We start from the raw sequence: 23,043 nt of genomic DNA, 5'->3' as shown, positions 1-23,043 counted from the left end.
TTTGTTGGCAATAGACGAAGCTTACGGGAACCGTACGCCGCGGTAGTTGTTCGGATTTACGGTTTGCAGACTAGCGCCATACTTGGTATTTATAGCGTTAATCATTTCGTTGGCGATAATGGCGTAGCCACGAGGTGTGAAGTGCACCCCATCCAGCGAAAACAAGTTGCCGGAAATGAAAGCAGCTGTATTATTCACCGCATCTGACACGATACCAGTAGTAACAATGCGGGAGAGGGAGGCATTGGCATCGAAAATAGCCAGCCCTTTTTCATTGGCTTTGGCCGTAAGCGCATTATTGAAGGCCGTGGTGGCAGTTCTTACTGCCACTTGCTCTACATCATCCAACACCAGCGTGCTTGGGAACGGGTTCTCAACTGAAGCGCCAAACGCCTTCGTGGTATCCACTCCCTGAATAGCTAAAAACACACCAAGGCTGACAACCGGTGGCAACGAAGCACGTGCCTGGTTGTATACATCACGCCATGCTTTGCCATTATTGGGTCGACCAAACAGGGCTACATACGGTGAGGACGTAAGGGTAAACAGTTGCCGTCCGTTGCCATCTGCTCCTTTAATGTCGGCGGTAGCAATAGACTTACGGGTGGCTGGCGTACCCGGCGTCGAGGAAAAAGCGCCGGTAGTTACCACAATACCCGGTACGTTAGCAGCAAGTAGGGTAGCCTTGAATGTAGGGCCTACAGTGGTAAAAAAGGGAATGCTGGTGACATCCGGAATGGTAGCAACCAGCCCTTTGGCCCCATTGGCAGTCAGCGCGTTAATAAGCTTGTTGTTCTTATCCGTAAAATCAGCTACAGGCGTCAGGAAGCTTGCGGCTGCTCCGGCTGTGGCAAACCCCAGCACATCGTTGTTGCCCAACCAGCTCGTAAAGAACGTTGGGTTAGAGGCCGCTACCCGCTCTAGGTAGGTTTGATCACTTCCGGCAGGGGTAATACGCTCAAAATAGGAGTTGAAAATAGGAGTAGGCGCTAACAAGGTCCCCCCTGTTGAGGCTACATTCCCAAATCCCCTGGTTTCAATATCCGACATCCGAATTCCGGGTACGCCCAGGTTATTAATCGGCTCCGTATATTTTGTGTAGATAAGCTGAGGGTTTGATGCAGGGTTTGTGCGCGTCTCTACCCTACCTCGCACGGCCAAGTTAGTAGTCACGCTTGCTGTAATGGGAGCACCAGTGCTGGTGAAACCCGCGAGACGTATATAGCCTGATCCATTTTCCTGACCGCTTTGGAATAAAGGCTGAGCGAAGTCGCCACCGCCAACGGCCTTGAACTGTTGAGCCAATAGGTTAGGGTAGGAATTCAGTTGGCCCTCCAGGTACAGTCCGCCATCTGAAACGCCGGCCGTGAGCGAGTTGCCAACGGCAATATAACGGGAGAAGTCGGCGGAGCCTCGGTCGGCTTTAGGCGCATCCAGTTCGGGCTGGCAGCCAGCCAGTCCCAGTCCTAGTAGAGCCAGTGCTGGTGCAGTGCGTTTGAAGAAAGTATACATGGGAAGTAGGAGAGACTTAGAAGGTGTAGTTCAGACCGATACCAGGAATCAGAACACGGGTTTTGTAGGTACCAGCCACACGGTCGGCGGTGTTGTTAGCCACCAAGTCGGCTTCAGTCTGAGTCCGCTTTTTCAGGTCAATAAACTGACCCGAAACATCAATACCGAAGCTACCGAACTTGTAGGAAGCCCCCACTGTAAGTCCTAGGCGGTCAGCATCGGGCGTTTCGGGCGTTACAAAGCCGTCTTTCACCGGCGAGAAATCGTAGGAACCGCCTCCCCGCACCGTCAGGCCACTGGTGAGCTGGTACTGGGCACCAGCGCGCAACGTCCACGCATTCTTGTACTCCCGGCGCGAAGTGCTCACGTTCGATCCGCCCACCTGACCAGAGGTAGACACCAAGCCACCGGCCCCGTTGTTGCCCCGGAAATCAAACCGCAGGATTTTGTACTTGCTCCATTCCACGTAGTTGGCGTCGAAGCCGATGGTCAGCTTCTCATTCGGCATGAAGCCCACGCCGATGCTAGTAGTAGCAGGCAGGGGCAGCGTAGCATCAAACTCAGTAGCAGTAAAGCGCGAGCCCAGGGAGGCGGGCACATTGCTGAAAGTCACGTCGCCCCCTTCTACCTGGGCATCTATCTTTGAGCGGTAGCTAGCACCCAGGCTCAGCTTATCGGTAGGCTTAAAGTAAATACCTGCGTTGTAGCCAATTTTGGTCGTCGCCTTACCATCCAGCTCCACGTGCGCAGCGCCGGCTCCCGCAGCACCTTCCACGGGAATGTCGCGCTGCAGATTTACTGCCCCGTAAGCCAAAATCACCAATCCCGCCCCCACACTCAGCTTGTCCGTTAGGGCATAGCTAACCGTTGGCTGCACGTAGATCGACTTTAGGTCGATTTCGGTGAGCGAATAGCGTCCTTCCCATCCATCGGCGTACTGTACCTTATTGCCAAAGGGAGTGTACACGGCAATACCGGCGGCAAACTTGTTGTCCTCTGAGCCGAAGCCAGCGTACAGGTTAAAAGGTGTTACCACGTGGTTTTGCAGCTCGCGCTGCGGTCCGCCATATTGAGAGCGGAACGCTTGCCGAGCCAGGGTAGCATTCACGCCTACCTGTATGCCACGGTCGCGCACCATTGCTAGGGCACCGGGGTTGTAAAACATGGCCGCTTGATCCAGCGACAGGCCTACCCCTACGCCGCCCATGCCATTATTTTTCTGACCTGCCAGCGTTACCTGGTAGCCACCCGCCGACGCTGCTGTGCCCGAGAGCAGCGCCCCTCCGGCGAGGAGTAAAGATTTTAGGTTCATATACAGGAATGTGTGAGAATTTTGGGGATTGGAGGCCTAAATGTAGGCAGAAAAACGAAGTTTACTCGGCACGCCGAGTAAGTTTAAAAATGCTTTTCCTGCTCTTCTATCCACATTTTTTCTACTCTCAGCCTGCACGGCCACTCCCAAAACCTCACCACGGCTCTTGCGACTTCAACTCACATGAGTAAGTATTCACTCACAGGTTAGCTTGCTGCAACTTCCCGAGAAGCCAAATCGAGGTACTGTCCGGCTACTAGTAGATGCACTCGCAAGTCTTGGCCGCTTACGGGCTCACCTTGCCCTACCCGGCCAAGGTTGCTGCCACGCAAGTGACGGCCATCTACTACAGTTACCACGCCGTCGCCGAATACTTCGGCCTGCTTTCCGCCACGCACAATGATGCCCGTTTCTTCGGCTAAGCCTACTCCGAGGCACATAGGGTGCGCCAGCAGGGCGTGGGCTAGCCGGCCAAAGCGGCCCCGCTCCACGAAATGCTGATCAATGAGCAGGCGAGGCAACAGACCCAGCCCCGCCCTGGTACGAATGCCGCCCTTGCGCAGGGCCCGCCACCCGTAGCCGTCTACCAGCATATATTCTGTGAGAGCGGCGGCACCCGCGCTGGTACCAGCCACAATAAAGGATGCTTCGCTAAGGTAGCGCTGGTGCAGCACCTGCTGAAACTCCGTGCCCCGGATAAACTCCGTGATGCGCTCCTGGTCGCCGCCGGAAAAGAATACCAGCCCGGCCCGGCGCAGGCGGCGCAGGGTTACGGGCGCGTCGGCGGGGTGATGCTCTCCAATGGGCAAGTGGCGCGCCGCTGTGCAGCCAAGCTCCCGAAAGGCCTTCTCATATGCCGTGGCGGTAGCCTGGGCATCGTGGGGAGAAGCAGTGGCAACAATTTCTACTGCCGTATCTAAGGAAGGCAGCAGGTCGCAGAGTAAGGCTAGTAGTGCGTCATCATCACCGCCGCCGAGAGCAACGAGCGTACCAAGGGGCATGGCAGTAGACAAGTGAGACATAGGCAGAAGCGGAGAGTAGCAACTTAAAATAGAGACGGGCGCGCTTGGAGGAACTGTGCAAGGCTGGGGAAGGTTACGGCCGAGTTCGGAGCACTTGCTTCCCACTGGCTTTTCTCAGGAGCCTAAGCCCAACCGTACCAGGCGGTATACGTACCGGAAACAGCTCGCAGAAATATCCTGCGTTAGTTATCATTCCGGGACGGAAAAGGCTACTTTTGCGCGCCGGTTCGGCCCTTCTCACCAATTCCCTTCTGCCTAGCGAAAAACACCCCCTCTACTAGTTCATGAATCAGCATCCGACTACCGAACACATTACGTCCCTGATTCAGGAGGGCGAGTTTTTTAAGCTCAAAGAGGTTCTCAAACGATTTGAGCCCAACGAGGTAGTAGAACTCATTGAGCAGGAAGAGGAACGCGAGCAGCTGATTGTTTTTCGGCTCCTACCGCTCAGCCTGGCAACGGAGGTATTTGAATACCTCGACCTCGACATTCAAAAGCACTTCCTGGCGAATCTGTCCCAGGATAAAATCACGGACATCCTGAACGAGATGTCGCCCGACGACCGGACGGCGCTGCTGGAATTCCTGCCCGACGAATTGGTGCGGGAGCTGATTCAGACCCTTTCGGAGCCGGAGCGCCGCGTGACGCTGGAACTGCTGGGCTACCCCGAGTACTCGGTGGGCCGTCTGATGACGCCCGACTACATTGCTATTCGCGAGAACTGGACGGTGCAACAGGTGCTCGACTACATCCGTCGTCACGGCGGGCAGTCGGAAACCCTCAGCGTGCTGTACGTGACCGACGAGCGAGGCGTGCTGATTGACGACATTAGCATCCGGGAGGTGCTGCTGGCCGATCCGCAGAAGCGCGTGAGCGACCTGATGGACCACCGCTCCGTGAAACTCAACACCATGCAGGATCAGGAGGAAGCCATTGAGGTGTTCCGCCGCAACGACCGAGTGGCCCTACCCGTGGTGAATAGTGAAGGGGTGCTGTTCGGCATCGTCACCATCGACGACATTCTCGACATTAGGGAAGAGGAAGATACTGAGGACATCCAAAAACTAGGTGGCTCGGAGGCCTTGGATGAGCCCTACCTCACCATTCCTCTCCAACGCATGGTGCAGAAGCGAGCGGGCTGGCTGGTCATCCTGTTCCTGGGTGAGCTGCTGACGGCCTCGGCCATGCAGTTCTTCGAAGGCGAGTTGCAGAAGGCCATTATCCTGGTGCAGTTCATTCCGCTCATCATCAGCTCTGGTGGCAACTCTGGCTCGCAGGCTACTTCTCTCATCATCCGGGCCATGAGCTTGGGTGAGTTTGCGTTGAGCGAGTGGTGGTTGGTAATGCGGCGCGAAATACTATCGGGCCTCATGCTGGGCATTATTCTGGGTGTTGTAGGGTTTGCGCGCATTGCGGTCTGGCAACTGATAACGCCTATCTACGGGGAGCACTGGGTTCTAATTGGTCTTACGGTAGCCTTTGCCTTGCTGGGCATTGTGCTCTGGGGCTCCCTGGCGGGGTCTATGCTACCCCTCATCCTGAAGCGCCTGGGCCTAGACCCTGCTACCTCTTCGGCTCCTTTTGTGGCTACTTTAGTGGACGTTACGGGGCTGATTATCTACTTCTCGGTGGCGCTGGTGTTCCTACGCGGCACGTTGCTCTAAGCAGACCAGGGAATTTCTTGTTGTGCGCTGAACTCGTATCCCTACGCTATGAAACGCGGCCTATTTGTGTACCGACTGTTGATGCTGCTGGCAGCTACCGTAGGCAGTACTAGTTGCGCCCGGTTCGCCCGGCTCAACCAGCTCAATGACGGGTACTACCGCGTGCTTACGGCCAGCAATGATACGCTCTTGCAGCAACTACGCGCCCCCCACCGACGCTACTACGTACAGCAGCACGGCGATACGCTGGCTTTCACCCCGCCTGCTACTTCGGCGGCCATTCCACCTACTACTCTCTACGAGCTGCTTCCCCGGGAGTCCGTCACGCTGCTACACCGCAGCTTCGACCTCGATATCTTTTCCATTCCCTTCAAGGCGCTGCCGCCCCGGGGAGGCTTGCCGGTGCAGCTCAACACGAATTTCAACGTGGCCTTGTACGTGGGCCGCCGCCTCGATTTTTACCGCTTTAGCAACCGGCGGCTTTCACCGTTTCAGCCGCGCCCCTTTATCCGCAGCAACGGGTTTGGCTACGGGCTTTTCGGGGGCCTTGGCTCGTCCGTCATCACCGCCGACCTTACCCAGCAACGGGCAGTTACTGACTATGAAGGCTTTACCCTACACGGTGGCGCGGCCATTATTTACGATGCCCGCCTGCTGAACCTGGGGTTGGCCGTGGGAGTAGACCATTTGCTAGGCCCCGATGGACGCTATTGGGTCTACCAAAACCACCCCTGGGTGGGAGTGCTGTTCGGTCTTGACCTGAACTAAAACCATAGGGAGCTAGTTACCGTCTACTAGCCTAAGCGTATTTTCCGCCGCACATATCAGGCTACATCATACGGATGCTTCTGGAAGAACTACAGTCCTCATTAGGTAAAACCTATTTGTCCATTTCTTACCGTCCGGAAGGGCCCTGGATTCACGCCGATTGGATTGGCTACCCCACCGGCAATAGCGTTCTGCAAGGGGCATTGGCCTACCTCGATCAGATGCAGAAGCAAGGGTGCCGTGCCGTGCTCAATGACAACCGCCGCTTGGTAGGCCGCTGGGATGCTTCCCTGGAATTTCTGGAGCAACAGTGGATTCCGCACGCACTCAGCACTGGCCTGCGCTACTGGGCTCATCTAGACAATCCCGGCGCATTTTCCGTAGAGTCTGCCGATGCTCTGCGAACACGCATTAATGGTCGCTTTGAAGTAGGCATTTTTGAGGACCAACTACAGGCTGAGGACTGGCTGCGGGCGGGTCTTCGCAAAGGCTAGCGGGGCAAAGAAACCGGCGCCCTTGCACCAGCCAAGTTCTGGCGTTAGCCACCACATTACCACGCGTGCTAGATAGGCAGCACAGCCGTGCGCTATTGACTACTTCCTGCCCACCTAGAAATCGACTCGGCCGCGGTTTGCCTTTTTGTCGCCGTGCTTTTTCTTGGATTCTAACCGCTGGCGGACGGCTCCTTGGCTAGGCTTGGTGGCTTTGCGCGCTTTGGGCTTGTACAAGGCCTTTTGCAGGGTTTCGTGAAACTTACGGATGGCCGTTTCTTTGTTGCGCAGCTGGCTCCGGTCTTCCTGGGCAGCAATCAGCAGTTCCCCATCGGTAGTAAGGCGAGAAGCCAGCTTTTGTACTAGCGTCTGCTTTTGCTCATCGGTCAGCACTTGGGAGTCAGCCACCCGGAAGCGCAGTTCCACGCGCGATTCAACTTTATTGACGTTTTGGCCACCTGGGCCGCTGCTCCGGCTGGTTTGGAACTGAAGCTCAGGCAAGAAGGCATCGGCGGGCGGAATCATAAGGAAAGGAGCGGGTGAAGCAGAAAGCGTAATCAAGTAAAGTAGGAAAGCAAGGTAGCATTTTGCCTTGCGCGAATCGAAGGATACATACGGGCCAGCCCAGGCCGCGGCCTATTACCACAGCAAAGTACCCAGCAAGAACGGGCGCACCGTCCAGGCCAGAGTCCTAATCCAGTTGGTGCGTACGAGCCCGTCGATGGCTATGTAATTGTAGCCCTGCGCTAGGCGATTATGAAACGGGACGCTGATGAAAAAGGTGGCTGCCCAAATCAGTAGTACCAGCGCCAAGCTCCACCACACGGCGCCTCCCAATGCTTGGCCTGCCCAAGCTAGCCACGCCGCCAAACCCAGTTCCAGTACCATAGGCACCATTACTATCCAGCCCATACGAGTAGAATGCTGCCGATGAAATACCACAAATTTCTCGGGTGCTACCTGGGCAAAGCTGGGGTAGTGTACTAGTTGCACGGTCCAGATTAGGCCGGTGAGGTAGGCGGCCAGCGCAAAGTTGAGCTGGAGTAGATGGGGCAAGGTCATACGCAGGCAACGGCAAGCAGAGAATAGCTGTCTTTGCGCCTACGTGAACCGGCCGGTTCGCGCTACATTCGCCCGCATACTCACTGTTCGTTTCCTTTGCTCATGCATTTGTCCTCTTCCTTACGGCCTTGGCTGGTAGCAGCTCCCTTGTTAGGCTTGTTGGCTACTAGTTGCCAGCCCGGCGGTAAGTCGGGTACTACCACGCCCGATCTGCTTCAAGCCAACCTCGACACCACCGTGCGCCCCGGCGACGACTTTTTCACGTATGCCAACGGCACGTGGCTGAAGGCGCACCCCATTCCGGCTTCCGAAAGCTCCTGGGGAATTGGTAAGGAAGTACAAAATGAGGTATACGCCCGCCTCCGGGCACTAAACCAAGAAGCAGCCAAGGCCAACGCCAAGGAAGGCGAAAACCAGCAAAAAATCGGGGACTTCTGGGCGTCGGGCCTTGATTCGGTGACCATTGACAAGCAAGGCATTGCTCCCCTAAAGCCGGAGCTAGACCGCATTGCAGCCATCAAGTCGGTGGCCGATGTGCAAGCCGTAATAGCCCGCCACAAAGTACTGGGCGTGAATTCGCTTATCGGCGGCTACGTACGCCAAGATGCTAAAAACAGCGAAAAGATGGCCATGCACCTGTATCAAGCAGGCCTGGGCCTTCCCAACCGCGACTACTACTTCAATAAGGATACCCGCACCGCTACCATTCGCAAGGAGTATGTGCGCCACGTAGCCCGCATGTTGCAGCTACTCGGCCAAGACTCCGTAACGGCACAGCGCCATAGCGCCCAGGTTATGCAGCTGGAAACGGCGCTAGCGGCCTCTTCGCGCAAGCTGGAAGCCCTGCGCGACCCCTACGCCAACTACAACAAGCGCGCCGTGGCCGATCTGGGCCAGATCACGCCCGGCATCGACTGGAATTCGTGGCTGAGGCAGATGGAGCTACCCAAGGTAGACACGGTGATAGTGGGCCAGCCTGAGTTCTACCAGAAAGCTGGTCAGCTGCTGAAGACTACCCCCCTCGACCAGTGGCAGGCCTATTTGCAGTGGCATCTGGTGCATACTTTCGCCAGCCAGCTCAGCCGTCCCATCGACACGGAAAACTTCCGTTTTTACGGCACCATCTTGCAGGGGCAAAAAGAGCAGCGCCCCCGCTGGAAGCGCGTGCTAGACGAGGAGGAAGCTGGCATGGGCGAAATTCTGGGTCAGCTGTTTGTGAAGGAGTACTTCACGCCCGAAACCAAGGAGCGCTACGCTCAGCTAACCGAGAATGTGGTGGCCACCTTCCGCGAGCATATTCAGGCCCTGGATTGGATGAGCGACTCTACCAAGCAGAAGGCCTTGGTGAAGCTGACTAAAATTGCACCCAAGGTGGGCTACCCCGACAAGTGGCGCGACTATTCTTCGCTCAAAATCAGCCGCGACTCTTACCTCGCCAACGTCATGCGAGCCAATGAGTGGCAGTACCGCTACAACGCCAACAAGCTGGGCAAACCCGTGGACCGCACGGAGTGGGAAATGACGCCCCAGACCTACAATGCCTACTACAACCCCAGCAACAATGAGATTGTGCTGCCGGCGGCCATCTTCTCCATTCCTGGCCTGGCCGACAAAGACGCCGATGATGCCATCATTTACGGCTACGCGGGCGCTAGCACCATCGGCCACGAGCTTACGCATGGCTTTGACGACGAGGGCAGCCAGTTTGATGAGAAAGGCAACCTACGCAACTGGTGGAGCAAAAAAGACCGGGCCGCTTTCCAGCAGCGCGTGAACGGCATTGTGCGCCAGTTCAACGGCTACACGGTGCTCGACTCCTTACACATCAACGGTAAAGCCACTGCCGGTGAGAACATTGCCGATTTGGGTGGTATCGTCATTGCCTTCGATGCCTTCAAGAAAACGGACCAGTACAAGAAAGGCGAGAAGATTGGGGGCCTCACGCCTACCCAGCGCTACTTCCTGGGCTATGCGCTAGGCTGGCAAAACCATCAGCGCGACGAAGTGCTGGCTCAACGCATCCTCACAGATGTACACTCCCCGGCCCAGTATCGCGTGAACGGCCCCTTTGCCGACGTACCTGCCTTCTACGAAGCATTCAACGTGCAACCCGGCCAGAAACTCTACCTCCCTGATTCGGCCCGGGTGAAAATCTGGTAATACCTCTTTCAGGCTCCATTGTGTTGCACCGCCTTCCTGCTATTTGTGGGAAGGCGGTGCTTTTTCTACCGCGCCTCTCTTCTCGAAATCCAGGCTGTATATAGGCCTACCACGAAGCAGACCCCGATTCTCAACGCGCCAGTTTCTACGCTATATAAAGCAAGCAAAATTCTTTTTCCGGCGTGGGCAACGGTTGGTTCTTTCCACCCATCTAGTGGGTAGATCTACCTCTTAACTCGCTAGAAATCCGATGAAAACCATGCGCTCCTTCCTCCCTGCTCTGCTCCTTTTCCTGCTTGTGCTATCGGCTTTCCGGGTGGTGGCACCGCGCGAAAATCGCCCGGTAGAAAACTTCACTTCCGTTGGGCTAGCGGGCTCAGCCAACGTCATCCTGCGCCAGGGTAGCCCCCAGAAAGTGGAGGTAGAAGCCGACCCTGCCGACCTAGCTCACTTTGAAACTGTTGTTAGCGGTGGCCAACTGCGTGTGGGACCCAAACGCGAATCGAATTTCACCTCGTCTTACCGCTTCAAAGGCCCTGTTACGGTGTACGTTACTACGCCCGTTATCAAATCCTTATCCGTGAGCGGCTCGGGAAATATGCGCGCTGCTGATGCCCTAAAGACCGATAATCTGTCGTTGTCGGTGAGTGGCTCGGGCGACCTTGAGTTGGCCAGCGTTACGGCCGATAAAATCAGCACGTCACTAGCCGGGTCGGGCTCGGTACAGGCTGCCGGTAATGCCCCTCGCCACGATATTAGTATCAGCGGCTCGGGCGAGGTGAGAGCTACTAAGCTACACACCACCGATTGCCGAGTGAGCATTAGCGGCTCGGGCGACTGCCGGGTTCAGGCCACGCAGAACCTAAGCGCCAGCATTGTGGGCTCAGGCGATGTGTACGTAAGCGGCAACCCCAAGATCAGTACCTCTACAGTTGGTAGCGGCCGCGTCCATCGCCAGTAATTGACCACGGCACCCAACAAGAAGGGCCCCGACCAGATGTGGTCGGGGCCCTTCTTGTTGGGTGCTGACGAGTGCTGTTGGCGTAGCGCCTGAAACTAAGGCTAGAAATCAAACAGGCCGCCGCCCGATTTACTCTTGGATTTCGACTTGCTCTTTTTCTTTTTGTCCTTGTCTTTGTCGCCGCCAAACATCCCGTTGAAGATGCCCGTGTTTTTCTCCTTCACTAGGATGTAGCGCACGGAAACGGCTGTGGGGAAGCGCGTCCAGTCCTCCGCGCCAAACTCTACGGTAGGCTTAAAGTCAACCGATAAGACGAAGGGGGTAAGGGCTACCTTGTATTCGATACCGGCTAGCGCATCAATTCCACCAAAGGCCCCATTGTCCTTGTGGTTGCCGACGTGGCCACCAGCTCCGAAGTAGTAGTTGAGGCTAGGGCCTAGAATACCGAAGTGTCGCTCGGCCAGCAGAGTAGCACTTACCTCCCGCGAGGAAACAAGCCCTAGCCCTTCGAGGGTAGTTTTGTCGAGAATCTTTTGCTGCACGGTGATGCCGTACTGCCCCCCACCTACCCGCAGGCCAGCGGCCGTACGATATTTCTGGGCCTGCGCTGCCGGAGCAGCTACTAGCCCACAACCCAGGCCCAAGGTAGCACCCAGAAATAACCGCCGAAGGAAATGTGAAAACATCATAATATTATAAGATGAGCAGCCCAACCTGGCCTGCCTGGGTCCGTTGAACGAACGTCTTACGTGCAAAGTACGGGCTATCTGCAGAAAAGCTGGCGGCCACTACCGCCAATAACCGTACCTTGGTCCCGTATTTCTGCCTTGTCTCTCACTCTTCCTTTCCCCGTGTACATTCATCAGGTGGCGGCCTACCTGCCCGCCGAAATCATTACCAACGAGCACTTTACGCGTCTCAATGGCCTCTCACACGAGTGGATTACGGAGCGCACCGGCATACAAACTCGCCGAAAGGCAGCCCCCGGCGAAAATACCAATACGATGGCCTTGGAGGCCACACGCCGCGTGTTAGCCGCTGCCCCCGCTTTCCCCGCTGCTGAGGTGGACCTCATTGTGGGGGCCACATATACCCCTCACGATACTATTTATACCCTGGCTCATGCCGTGCAGCGGGAGCTCAACGTAGGAGAAATTCCGGTAGTCAGCATTTCTTCGGCGTGCTCCTCACTGCTCAATGCCATTGAAATTGTGGAGGGCTATTTTGCCATGGGTAAGGCGCGGCGGGCCTTGGTTGTAGTGAGCGAGCATAATACAGCCTATAACAACGAGCAAGACACCATGGCTGGCCACCTGTGGGGCGACGGTGCAGCGGCTTTGTTGCTCACTCCTGAGCGCTTGTCTGAAAACGACCTGGATGTGCGTACGGTGCTGACCGGCGGAGTTGCCAATGTGGGCAAGGCCGACGTAGCCGTAACACTCAAGCCCGTGGAGAAAGGTATTGTGATGCCCTTCGGCAAGGACGTGTTTATCAACGCCTGCCAGTATATGGCCCGCGTAACGCAGCAGGTTTTGGAGCGCAATAACTTGAGCGTGGAGGATGTAACTTACCTCATTCCCCATCAAGCCAACCTGCGCATTACCAAGAATGTGCTACAGCAGCTAGGCTTGCCCGAAGACCGGGCCGTATCAAACATCCAGGACTTAGGCAATACCGGCTGCGCCGGCGCCGCCATTGCGCTAGCCGATACGTGGGCCTTGCTCAAACCCGGCAACCAGATAGTTATTACCGTCTTTGGTGGCGGTTACTCCTACGGGGCCATGCTCTTGGCGCGCTAACCTAGGAAGCTCGCACGTTATGGGGCTTCGGGCTAGTCTATCTTTACTAGGCGGGAAGTGCCCGAAGGGCCTTCTGAATCGTTCCACCGGATGATGTACCAGCCTGGGCTCAAGTACGGAGGCTCTACGGCAAGCGTATTGAGGCCGGGCTGGTACCGAATCACCGTGCCGCGCAAGTAGCGCCCCACGGCATCGTAGAAACGTAGGGTGAGGGTGCCCGGCAGCCCCCCACCTACGTACTGTAGCCGGAGCAAGTCGGCGTTTGTCAGCGGGTTAGGATAGAACTGCACGCCACTAGCAATGGTGGCATCATCCGTTACGGCGGTTGGGGTTGGGGTATCCAGGGAAGTATCGGGCCGGCGCACCCGAACGCGGTAGTAGCTCATACCACTCAGCGGCTGGGGGTCGGTGTAGCGGTAAACCGGGCCCGCGCCGGCGCGCACCGTCGCCACGGCTTGCCAGGCCCGGGTGGTATCGGAAGGGGCCCGCTCTACCACAAATTCTGTCACGAAGCACTCATTTTGCGTGCTCCACTGCACGACTACTCCCGCACCTTCTTCATAGCGGGCAAATTGAGAAGTAAGTGGTGCGGGCAGCATAGGTGTTACACCGCATTCATCTGCCAAAAAGCCCCGGCGACGTAGCACGTAGCGGCCGCCAGCAATGTCGCTAGGGGCTGCCAGGGTGCGGCTCACTTGCCCTCGGGCAATGGCGTAGTGCATCACGGCAGAAGGCAAGATCAGGTGCGACAACTGCTGGGCGTGCCCTAACTCGTGCAAGGCTACTGACTCGAAGTCGATCTGATTAGAGTTAGGCGTGCCCGGCCCAAACTGCCAGTTGGTAGCATCATCAAACTCCGTATCGATTTCCTGCACGTAGAAGCTTACGCTGCCATCGGCTTGGTAGCACCCCCGGTAGTAGCTGGTAGTGCGGCCCAGCACGTTGGCGGGCAGCGTCGTGCCGCTATCGAAGCCCACCGCGTTTTCGCCGTCATCGGCCACGCCGCTTTTAGTGCGCGTAGTGCCTACCACCCAGTTGATGCCCGTTTGGCAGCGCCAGTTAGCCAAGGCCCGCCGCCAAGCCGTTGTGGCGCTGGTGTTGCTGTCAAAGGTAGGATCGAAGCGGAATGTATAACCGCCGGTGCCATTCTGGTTGAGGTGGCCCGGAATAACCCGCTGGCTGGTAGCCTCATCCTGCACGTTGCTGGCGGCAAATACTACCGTTACGGAACTTACGCTTTGGGTGGTAAGCTGGTCGGTGCTCGTAATCCGCACCGGACCGGTGCCAGCCGTATTGCCAGAGGCGCTAATGGAAGGCACCGTCACGCGGATTTCCGTATCTGACCAGCTTACATAGTCCCTGTCGGCTGCTTTCGTGAAGGAGTTGTTGACGTCTGCATTCCGAAACTCCACAAACCCGGTACCCCGAGTGGCTCCGAATCCGGTACCGCGAATGGTAAGCACCGCCCCGGTTCCGGCCGTGAGGCTAAGCGGTGCTAGACTTGTCACAACGGGAGCTGCTACCTTAGCCGCAATTGGCTCAGTCTGCCGACGCAGGGCGGTTGTTAGCGTCACGTTGGGCTGCACCTCGCGCGGCCGGGCGTTGCCTAGCTGCCGGTACAGGCTTGTACCCAACCCAGTGTAAATATGATAAGGCTCTATTGCCGTGGCCGTGTGCAATTCGTAGCGTACAAAGCCTTGCTGACTAGCGTACACAGACCAAGCGCCTGCGGCGCCGGTGCCGGGAAACGCAGCGGGTTCCAAGAAAAACACTCCTTGCTCACCCACCGTCAAGCGGAGCGTGTTGGTGATTTCCTGACGCTCAAGCCCTACTGTGCCGCCCTCCGTCATCAGGGTAATCTCGGCGGGGGCCGTGCCTTTTAGTAGCTTGTACACGCGCACTCGGTGCGTGGTGTAGATGCGGCCGGCGCTGGTACGCATTCCCTTGCTGCTTAGCACTTCGCCTTCTAGTACTAGCGGTACGTGCGCAGTTCGTGCTTCCGGATCTAGTGGCAACAGAGAGCAGTGTATGTCCGGGGTGGTAGCAGCTGACTGGGCAACGGCAGTACCGGGGCTGCTGAGGAGCACAATTGGCGCCAGCAGCAAAGTAAGTAGGGGTGCTTTCATGAGGGCAGAGAGCCGGGTATGGCCCAGGCTCAAGATACGGGGTTTTGCCCTGAGTGGGTCATGCCACAGCCGCCCTACTGATAAGTTTTTGCAGCGGATTGGCTTGGGAGCAGAGGTATCCTATAGCCCAGTCACAAGCAGGTAGGTATGCTATATCTGTGGGGCACTACGTGGCTGCTTGCAGCTCTATCCATTCGTATACAGCCTTTTCTACTTATTTGCAGTTCCTTTCGCTTCGGAGAAGCCCTATGCTTAGTGCTTCTTCTACCGTATGGCAGGTCACCAATAATTGGCAACCGGCAAAGTGCTATTCGACACATATCAATTACGCACTAGATACATTACACCTGAGCCATACCACTGAACGCGGCCTATACTTTTCATGCTGAATTACTGATTGTACGGGATGTACTCTAAGGCTACCTTGCAGGTAATAAGCTAGCCCTGAGTAATCTTCATTTCCATACTTACCAATACTTTATGCGCACTACCTATCTAAGGACAGCACTAGCGCTGATCTGCTGTAGTCCGGCTACTCTGCTGGCCCAAACCAATTCACCAGCAGCTACTCCAGCGGATCCCCCATCCCCTGCATCTACTGCGGTTGGTACGCCTCGCAACACGATGGTAAAATTAGGTACTGGTCTTACCCGTGGTTTTAGATTTAGAACTAATACGCTGACAGCCCCTATTGTACTTGGCGTTGAACATCATATCACATCGGCCTGGTCCGTGTCGGGAAACGCTTATGCGGGACTGGAGGTGATTGAGGGTAAATACTATGATTCAACCCTACCGTTAGTGCGCGAGTGCGGAGCTGATATAGGGGCTCGATACTATTACAACCAAGAGAAACGCCGGCAAAAAGGTAGGGCTACTGGACCCTTTACGGGCAATTATCTGTCGGCTATGACAACGGCTACCTTTTATGCCAATGCTAATGCGGATGGGGCGCACTACCGTTATGGCTACTCAACACTTAATGTGGTATGGGGCATGCAGCGCCGCATCGGTCGGCATGGTTTGTTTGACGCATACGCTGGCGGAGGCATCCAAAACGACTACGCGTTCCGTTATCGGAACGGACACTACAGGCAGGGCCGCGTTATTGATCCAAACCTTGAAGTAGGTGTCAAACTCAGTCTAGTACATTAAGTAACAACGAGGGCGCCGCAGCTTGCAGCGCCCTCGTTGTTAGAATAAGCTTCCCTGCACGGGTTGCGGAATTATACGCGGGGGCTGCACCCCCATACCCGTCAGGGCGTGCAATCGGCCCAGGAAGTGCTGGGCCCATACCGGCGAGTGCATGATGTCTTTCTGATGGATGAATACATAGACCGTGTGCAAGCCTGCTTCCAGCCAGCTCGCCAGGCGATTCGCCCAGTCGTCGGCACGCTGGAAGTCGGAGGCTACTAGGCCGTGGCCGTTCAGCCGAATGAAGGCGACGGGGCTGGTCAGGCGCATATGAAGCACGTCGCGGCGGCCAGCCACATCACTCACTACCAGTGTTTTGCCCAGTGCCTCTAGCATTGCCGAAACAGCCGCCAACAGCTCATGGTCGGAAAACCAGCCGGGGTGGCGTAGTTCTACGGCCAGGGGTACGTAATCGGGAAAATCGAGAAGGTAGCGCTCCAGGCGCGGCAAGTGCTCGGGCCCAAACGTGGGTGGCAACTGCAAGAAGGCATGGCCCAGGTTTTGGCCCAAGCCCTCAATAGCCCGGCAGAAAGAAGTAGTTAGATCATCGGCGTTGTACAAGGCCCGGTCGTGGCTGATGATCTGCGGAAACTTCGGGCAAAACCGAAACGCGGCAGGCACGGCATCACGCCACTTGCGCACGGTAGTAGCATCGGGAATACGGTAGTGAGTTGTATTCAGCTCAATACTATTGAATTGGCGGGCGTAGTGGTGCAAGTAGTCGGCGTCTTTGATGCCCGCCGGGAAGTAGCTGCCTAGCCACGCTTTGTTGGTCCAGATGGGGCAGCCCACGTACACGCGCGGTGGAGCCGGCTGGGCAGGCAAGGCCCGGGCAAGCACACCAGCCGTTTCGGGATGGTCGGGGGGTAGGCGAAAGTTAACGTAGCGAAGGTCGGAAAGGCGGCCAAAATCCATACCCGAAGGTACGGCAAAACCGCTCGGGGTGCTATGGACGGGTAAGCGGGTGTTTGGTCTTTCCTTTGGTGGAGGCTTACCCTCTATCCCTTATGAAATTTCCGAGACTTTTGCAACCTACCCCAAGGCTGGTTTCCCGCGTCAAAGCCAAAATTTTTTGAGCGGCGCATAGTCTTATTTCGTCAGGGTTCAGCTTACTATCTAATTAGAGTACAAAACACGACTTAACGAAACACAATCAATCATTTCGTGCCGTTGTATCTGATTATTTAAATGCAAGTTTTCTTGAAAAAGGTAAATTACTTGCTCATTTACTTAGCTAACTACGTTGGGATTTGCGAGCGGGTTTAGTGGGTGCTGCTAGATTTGTCAGACCCACCAACCAAGAGAATGAATGAAGTTGATTACACGACTGCATGTCTCGGGCTTGCTGATGGCCATGTACCTGACAATGCTCACGGCCTTTCCAGTGCAGGCCCGCGTCTGGTTCAGTGATGATGAAAAAGCCCCGGCCGCCTCGGCCAAGAAAACTGCCGTACTCCGCGGCCGCGCCTCCTGGTACGGAAAGGAGCACCAAGGTCACCGCACCAGCAATGGCGAGCGGTTTGATCGGCACCAGTACACCTGCGCTCATAAGACTCTTCCTTTCGGCACTAAGCTGCGCGTAACCAACCCCGAAAGCGGCAAAGCCGTGGTAGTACGCGTAACCGACCGGGGCCCTTTCCGCCACCAGCGCATCCTCGACTTATCAGAAATTGCGGCTCGTCCGTTGGGCATTGTTACCCACGGTGCCGTATCGGTAGTAGCCGAAGTGGTTCCCGATGATACGGAGCTTGGCCCCACGGATGCACCTCAGGACTTGGCCGCCTTGCTCAGCGACACTACCGCCGTTACGGAGGCTGGCTTACACACTAATATTCAGGCCGGTGACACGGAGGCTGCGGACGTAGCGCTGATGCCGGAGCCCACCGCCACGTATGTTATTCAAGCGGGCACCTTCGGCGACGTGCGCAACGCCCAGGCCTTGCTTACCAAGATTCAAAACCTAGAGCCTCAGCTCATTGCTTCTACCGTGGCCGCCAGTACGCCCGCAGGCAAGCCCCTCAACCGAGTGGTAGTAGGCCGTTTTGCCACGCAAGCGGAGGCCGATGTTGTGCGCCAACGGTTGGCCCGCGCGGGCATAAACGGGTTAGTACGCCAGGGTGAAAACCTCTGATTAGCAGGCCTACCCAACACTACTTAGTATACAGAAAAGGCATCCTCTTACCAGAGGGTGCCTTTTCTGCGTTGGGTGCTTTCTGTTGATGGCTTGGCATAGTGCCTACCAGATTTGGTTTCCGAGTGTGCTTACCGCTAAGAGCTACCGTCGCGGCTCCCGGGCAATAGCGTAAGCTAGCAAGCCGCTGATGTAGAATACGAAGCATTTGCTACCTTCCTGCTTCCTGCTCACTGGTCGTTTATGCTTCGTATTCTGAAGGCGAGCCTCGCCCTACTTATTACACTCGTGCTTACGTGGGTGCTCAATACCAAACAAGGCGATATTCCGCCCATTGGCAAGTTACTGAGTCCCTACCGCGGCTTCTGGCAGAATGGCGAGACAGCCGCCGATTTTCCCGACCAGCAGACGCTAACGTTACCTGGTTTGCACCAGCCCGTGCGCGTGCGCTTTGATGACAGACACGTACCCCACGTTTTTGCCCAGAACGAGCACGACTTGTACTACGCCCAGGGCTACCTCACGGCCCGCGACCGTCTTTGGCAGATGGAGTTTACTACGCGGGTAGCAGCAGGCCGCATTTCGGAGGTGGTGGGGCCCAAAGCACTGGAGTACGACCGGTTTCAGCGGCGCATGGGCCTGCCCTACGGCGCGGCCCGGTCGGAGCGCGAAATGATGCAGGACCCCACTACGCGCCTCGTGTTGGAGTCGTATGCGGAGGGCGTGAATGCTTACATCAGCAGCCTCTCCCCAAAGGACTATCCCTTCGAGTACAAGCTGCTGGATTACGCCCCAGAGCCCTGGCAACCCCTTAAAAGTGCCCTGCTGCTGAAGCTGATGGCCTGGACGCTGAGCGGCCGCTCCGACGACTTGCGCCTGAGTAACATCTTGGGTAAGTATGGCCCAGCGGTGGTGCAGGACCTCTTTCCCGATTATCCCAACCGCACCGACGCCATAGTGCCAACCGGCACACCCCGCACGTTTACGCCGGTACCCGTACCGGCCGTACCCCCATTGCTGTCCGCAAACCTCTCGAACAAGGTGCCTAGCCGGGAGCCCGATGCCGAACTGGGCTCCAACAACTTTGCGGTGGCGGGGGCGCGGTCTGCTTCGGGACTTCCTATTCTAGCCAACGACCCGCACTTGCAGCTTAACCTCCCTAGCATATGGTACCAGATGCAGTTGCACGCGCCGGGCCTGAACGTGTATGGGGTGACCATTCCGGGTGCTCCTGCCATTATCATCGGATTTAATGAGCAAGTGGCGTGGGGAGTAACCAATGTGGGCGGCGACGTGCTCGATTGGTACCAGCTCAAGTTTCGGGATGCCAGCATGCGCGAGTACTGGCACGATGGACGCTGGAAACCAATACGCCGGGTGGTGGAGCGCATTGTGGTGCGCGGGCAGCCCGACCGCCTCGATACGGTGCTGTATACCCACCACGGCCCCATCGTGTACGACCACGATGAGACGGTATTCGACAAGCAGACGCCCACCAGGCACGCTCTGCGCTGGACTGCTCACGATGGCGGCAACGAAGTGCTAGCCTTCTACCGCCTCGACCGGGCCCGCAACTACGAGGACTACCAGACGGCGCTGAGCACGTACGCTTCGCCCGCTCAGAACTTCATCTTCGCCGACAACCAGAACACTATTGCCATTCAGCCCAACGGTAGCTTCCCGCTGAAGTGGGCCGACCAGGGTAAGTTTATCTTGGACGGGACCGATGCCCGGCACGACTGGCAGGGCTGGATTCCGATGGCACACAACCCTAATGTGCGCAACCCAGCCCGCGGCTTCGTATCGTCGGCTAATCAGCCCTCGGCCGGGTTCGACTATCCGTACTACTTAGGCTGGGACTATAACCCCTCCGACCGTGCGCACCGCATTAATGAGCGCCTTGCTCAGATGCAGCACGCTACGCCCGACAGCTTGCGCCAGCTCCAAAACGATAATTTAGGCGTAAACGCCCGCCTGATGCTGCCCTGGATGCTACAACTCGTGACGGAAAATGCTGGCGCCACTCAGCAACCCAGGCCCCCGTTGCCAAGTAGCCCCGAGGGTGCCGCCGTGCAAGTTCTCCGGCAGTGGGACTACCACTACACCACCGAGGCAGTAGCGGCTTCCATTTTCGAGCTTTGGTACACAACCCTGGTGCGCCGCCTTTGGGAAGACGACTTTGGCGCCGCTACGGGCCTCGAAATGCGCTATCCTTCCAGCGCCCGTACCAATCAGCTGCTACTGAAAGAATCGGCTACCTCCCCCTGGGTAGACGACCGTACCACCTCGCCGCGCGAGAACATACACGACCTACTAACGGCGTCGCTGCACTTCACCGTCGATTCATTGACTCGCAAGTTTGGCCCTCTGGGGCCAGAGTGGCGCTGGGCCAATCAGAAAAGCACTGACATTACTCACCTTGCCAACCTGGCGGGATTTGGCCGGATGGATATAAACTGCGGGGGTAGCCCAGGCTCGGTGAATGCCACTGGTCCGCGCAATGGCCCTTCTTGGCGCATGGTGGTAGCATTGGGTCCTCAGGTGAGGGCCTACGGGATTTTTCCCGGTGGACAAAGCGGCAACCCCGCCTCTACCTACTACGACGACATGATTGAGCCCTGGCGCCAGGGGCAGCTAGATGAACTGGTATTCCTACGCGCTGCCGATGAAAACCACCCGCGCCTACGGGCCGCCTGGCGGCTAGAAGCCCCCTCGAAGTAATTACCACTAGCAGATTACCTTATAGCTTAGGTAGAATACACTGATTTCACTTCTTCTACCCGAATGCCCCGCAGTACTTCGTCCGTCAGCCCGCGTTGTAGTACGTGGCCGCAAGTATCACAGCAGAATTATTCTGGTTGCTTTAGCTCTAGAATATTACCTGAAGCACCCGCCAACGTTGCGCGCCCATTCTAACGGCGTCTACACTTTTCTTCTCGCTTCTACCCTCATTGCCCCTATGAAGTCCTTCGGTTTACTTACCCTTTTAATGCTGGTGGGCTGCGCGCTTTTGCAGTTGATTATGCCCTGGTGGAGCCTCGTACTTGTGTGCTTGGGGTTGGCGGCTTGGCAGCGCCCATCTAGTGGGCAGGCATTTGCTGCTGGGTTGCTGGGGGCGGGCCTCAGCTGGTGGCTACCGGCTCTGTGGCTCACCACCCATGGGGCTGCTCGGCTAGCCGGCCGGCTGGCTACGCTCTTGCCCTTGGGTGGCAATGCCTGGCTGTTGCTTGCACTAAGCGGGGTAGTAGCCGGATTGGTAGGCGGCTTAGCGGCAGTTAGTGGCACGTGGCTTCGGCAGGCGGCAAGTCCAACAGCCGCGCATTCTACCGCGCCCCAACGGTAAAGTTTTGCGGAATGTACTGTAACAAAAAAGCGGTTTGCTATAGTAGCAAACCGCTTTTTTGTTGACGGACAAGTACTGAATGACCTGGCAGCTTAGTACTGCGAAATAAATGCATAAGCCTGCAAGGTGTAAGTAGCCACGGAAGTAAAGTGGTTGCCGCCCTGAATTGGCTTTAGCTGCACCTGAGTGGCCCCGCGAGCCTGCATTGCCTTATAGGCGTCCTGCGAGTTGAAGTACGGCACGTAATCGTCGGCGGTACCGTGGAACAGGGCCAGCGGCGCCTTGGGCTTCCAATCGTAAATGTCGTTATCGCGCAAGCTTGCCGTAAGGGCCGCATCCGAATCAGTAGCGACGCTTTGGCGGAAGCTGGCCGTAAACAACTGGCTCGGCAAGCTAGGAACCGAGCCAAATGGGTTAGCCTGCAACTGAGTAGCGTAAGGCTCCTGGAAGTAGGCCGAAAATGGTCGGTTCAGTTTGTACACCCGGTTATACGTGTCGAGAACCCACACGTAGGTGCTCAGAAAGCTCAGGGGCTGAGTAGAGTTGACAACGTACTTAGCGAAGCCCGACTTGTTGTAAGCGCCAGCCCCAGGGGCACTGGCCGCTACGGGCAACTCCGCCGGGTACTTCTCCTCCAGGTACTTGTGCAGGGCCATGGTAGCGTAGCCACCCTCCGAGTACCCCAACAGGAAGTTCTTCTGGTTTACACTAATGTTCTGTTGCTTACAAAACTCCCGCGTTGCCCGCAGCATATCCGCCGAGGCCGAAGCTAACGAAGCCGCGTGTTCGTACGGGTGAGGTAGCGCCTTGGAAGCCCCGTACCCAATGTAGTCGGGAGCCGATACAATGTAGCCGGTAGAAGCCAGCACGGATACGGCCGACCATATCTCGCTACTAGTGCTGTAGTAAGAAGGGGCGCGGTCTTCGTCACTGGGTCGGATGGTGCCATGCTGATAGCTAATAAGGGGTAATGCCGTAGACACCACTGGCACTAGTAGCGCCCCTGAGGCCGTAATGGCCTGCCCATCCGTATTGTGCGTGGTATATGTCAGCCGGTACACCTTGATGGGATACCGCGCCAAAGAGCCCACCAGAGGGATTTCCCTAACGCGACCAGCCAGCGTGGTAGTGCTGTACTCGCCAATCAAGGTGCTCCCTACCAGTACCGGAGTAGGCGCCGGCGTCTCGTCCGTGGTAGCATCAGGCTGGGGCGATTCACTTTTGCAACCGGGAGCAGTTGTTACTAAAAGAAGGCCTATCAGCCAAGCTGGAGCAAAGCGGGCCAAACGACGGGTAGTGTTGAGTATAGTCACTGAAAGGAAATTATAGACGCGGTGATGCTTATTTTCTTAACACCAATTCAGGCAAAAGATTCCTCCCAGCGCTTACTAACGCCGCTTTAATCCTAAACCAACACCTTGTTTGTCAGCGCATTTTGGCAAGCCACCTCACTACCTACTTTGCTTTCTACACCACTTTTTTCGTTTTCTTCTAAGAA

At 56.6% G+C, this 23,043-nt stretch carries 19 protein-coding genes; 10 read left to right on the top strand and 9 right to left on the bottom strand.

The genetic code is table 11. From position 1 onward, the window contains the following. Positions 1-21 precede the first annotated feature (21 nt). From CHB83_RS15490 to CHB83_RS15480, 3 genes are all read right to left on the bottom strand, one after another. The gene (locus CHB83_RS15490) at positions 22-1,512 is read right to left on the bottom strand and encodes an SGNH/GDSL hydrolase family protein (protein WP_089333262.1); all 1,491 of its coding nucleotides are present in this window, start codon (positions 1,510-1,512) and stop codon (positions 22-24) included. Positions 1,513-1,528: 16 nt separating this feature from the next. Beyond that, on the bottom strand, positions 1,529-2,824 hold the full coding sequence (locus tag CHB83_RS15485) for an OmpP1/FadL family transporter (protein ID WP_045687483.1): 1,296 nt from the start codon (positions 2,822-2,824) through the stop codon (positions 1,529-1,531). 206 nt (positions 2,825-3,030) lie between these two features. Continuing rightward, a complete protein-coding gene (locus CHB83_RS15480; RefSeq protein ID WP_089333261.1) occupies positions 3,031-3,846 on the bottom strand; it encodes a cyanophycinase in 816 nt (271 codons plus the stop codon). A gap of 284 nt (positions 3,847-4,130) precedes the next feature. Here CHB83_RS15480 and mgtE point away from each other — a divergent pair, with 284 nt between their 5' ends. From mgtE to CHB83_RS15465, 3 genes are all read left to right on the top strand, one after another. Further along, positions 4,131-5,510, top strand: coding sequence for a magnesium transporter (gene mgtE, locus CHB83_RS15475; RefSeq protein WP_055562426.1), 1,380 nt, complete (start codon positions 4,131-4,133; stop codon positions 5,508-5,510). A 48-nt stretch (positions 5,511-5,558) separates the two neighbouring features. Next, a complete protein-coding gene (locus CHB83_RS15470) occupies positions 5,559-6,278 on the top strand; it encodes a hypothetical protein (RefSeq protein WP_045687482.1) in 720 nt (239 codons plus the stop codon). A 116-nt stretch (positions 6,279-6,394) separates the two neighbouring features. Next, on the top strand, positions 6,395-6,772 hold the full coding sequence (locus CHB83_RS15465; protein ID WP_143437151.1) for a hypothetical protein: 378 nt from the start codon (positions 6,395-6,397) through the stop codon (positions 6,770-6,772). A gap of 114 nt (positions 6,773-6,886) precedes the next feature. Here CHB83_RS15465 and arfB read toward each other — a convergent pair whose 3' ends face one another. Then, complete coding sequence (gene arfB / locus CHB83_RS15460) at positions 6,887-7,294, bottom strand: alternative ribosome rescue aminoacyl-tRNA hydrolase ArfB (protein ID WP_045687491.1); 408 nt, start codon at positions 7,292-7,294, stop codon at positions 6,887-6,889. 114 nt (positions 7,295-7,408) lie between these two features. Further along, positions 7,409-7,831: a hypothetical protein gene (locus CHB83_RS15455; protein ID WP_089333260.1), complete on the bottom strand. Its 423-nt coding sequence runs from the start codon at positions 7,829-7,831 to the stop codon at positions 7,409-7,411. 102 nt (positions 7,832-7,933) lie between these two features. On the opposite strand from CHB83_RS15455, the gene CHB83_RS15450 reads away from it, so the two are divergent. Together CHB83_RS15450 and CHB83_RS15445 are read left to right on the top strand one after the other, a co-directional pair. After that, positions 7,934-9,991: a M13 family metallopeptidase gene (locus CHB83_RS15450; RefSeq protein WP_089333259.1), complete on the top strand. Its 2,058-nt coding sequence runs from the start codon at positions 7,934-7,936 to the stop codon at positions 9,989-9,991. A gap of 250 nt (positions 9,992-10,241) precedes the next feature. Further along, positions 10,242-10,952 (top strand): head GIN domain-containing protein, encoded by a 711-nt coding sequence (locus CHB83_RS15445; protein WP_089333258.1) that lies wholly within the window; start codon positions 10,242-10,244, stop codon positions 10,950-10,952. Between the two features lie 101 nt (positions 10,953-11,053). On the opposite strand, the gene CHB83_RS15440 is transcribed toward CHB83_RS15445, so the two are convergent. After that, positions 11,054-11,641, bottom strand: a complete 588-nt coding sequence (locus CHB83_RS15440) for a hypothetical protein (RefSeq protein ID WP_179225542.1) — start codon at positions 11,639-11,641, stop codon at positions 11,054-11,056. 162 nt (positions 11,642-11,803) lie between these two features. On the opposite strand from CHB83_RS15440, the gene CHB83_RS15435 reads away from it, so the two are divergent. Next, positions 11,804-12,751 carry a 3-oxoacyl-ACP synthase III family protein gene (locus tag CHB83_RS15435; protein ID WP_045690333.1) on the top strand — a complete coding sequence of 316 codons (948 nt, stop codon included), beginning with the start codon at positions 11,804-11,806 and terminating at the stop codon, positions 12,749-12,751. A 32-nt stretch (positions 12,752-12,783) separates the two neighbouring features. Here CHB83_RS15435 and CHB83_RS15430 read toward each other — a convergent pair whose 3' ends face one another. After that, positions 12,784-14,877 carry a matrixin family metalloprotease gene (locus CHB83_RS15430; RefSeq protein WP_089333257.1) on the bottom strand — a complete coding sequence of 698 codons (2,094 nt, stop codon included), beginning with the start codon at positions 14,875-14,877 and terminating at the stop codon, positions 12,784-12,786. Positions 14,878-15,609: 732 nt separating this feature from the next. Between CHB83_RS15430 and CHB83_RS23550 the strand changes: the two genes are divergently transcribed. Beyond that, positions 15,610-16,032 (top strand): hypothetical protein, encoded by a 423-nt coding sequence (locus CHB83_RS23550; RefSeq protein ID WP_143437150.1) that lies wholly within the window; start codon positions 15,610-15,612, stop codon positions 16,030-16,032. A 39-nt stretch (positions 16,033-16,071) separates the two neighbouring features. Here the strand turns inward: CHB83_RS23550 and CHB83_RS15420 are convergent, their stop codons facing one another. Then, positions 16,072-16,986 (bottom strand): DUF72 domain-containing protein, encoded by a 915-nt coding sequence (locus tag CHB83_RS15420; RefSeq protein WP_089333255.1) that lies wholly within the window; start codon positions 16,984-16,986, stop codon positions 16,072-16,074. 394 nt (positions 16,987-17,380) lie between these two features. On the opposite strand from CHB83_RS15420, the gene CHB83_RS15415 reads away from it, so the two are divergent. The 3 genes from CHB83_RS15415 to CHB83_RS15405 all read left to right on the top strand — a co-directional run bounded on the left by CHB83_RS15415 (position 17,381) and on the right by CHB83_RS15405 (position 21,545). Beyond that, a complete protein-coding gene (locus CHB83_RS15415) occupies positions 17,381-18,202 on the top strand; it encodes a septal ring lytic transglycosylase RlpA family protein (RefSeq protein ID WP_089333254.1) in 822 nt (273 codons plus the stop codon). 243 nt (positions 18,203-18,445) lie between these two features. Beyond that, positions 18,446-20,923 carry a penicillin acylase family protein gene (locus CHB83_RS15410; protein ID WP_089333253.1) on the top strand — a complete coding sequence of 826 codons (2,478 nt, stop codon included), beginning with the start codon at positions 18,446-18,448 and terminating at the stop codon, positions 20,921-20,923. A 238-nt stretch (positions 20,924-21,161) separates the two neighbouring features. After that, positions 21,162-21,545 carry a hypothetical protein gene (locus tag CHB83_RS15405; RefSeq protein WP_143437149.1) on the top strand — a complete coding sequence of 128 codons (384 nt, stop codon included), beginning with the start codon at positions 21,162-21,164 and terminating at the stop codon, positions 21,543-21,545. A gap of 92 nt (positions 21,546-21,637) precedes the next feature. Here CHB83_RS15405 and CHB83_RS15400 read toward each other — a convergent pair whose 3' ends face one another. After that, positions 21,638-22,858: an alpha/beta hydrolase family protein gene (locus CHB83_RS15400; RefSeq protein ID WP_245855369.1), complete on the bottom strand. Its 1,221-nt coding sequence runs from the start codon at positions 22,856-22,858 to the stop codon at positions 21,638-21,640. Positions 22,859-23,043: the final 185 nt, after the last annotated feature.

Origin of the sequence: Hymenobacter mucosus (assembly GCF_900188255.1) — a bacterium.
Classification (GTDB): domain Bacteria; phylum Bacteroidota; class Bacteroidia; order Cytophagales; family Hymenobacteraceae; genus Hymenobacter; species Hymenobacter mucosus.
Note: the sequence above shows the minus strand (reverse complement) of the source record. Positions and strands in the feature narration are given on the sequence as shown.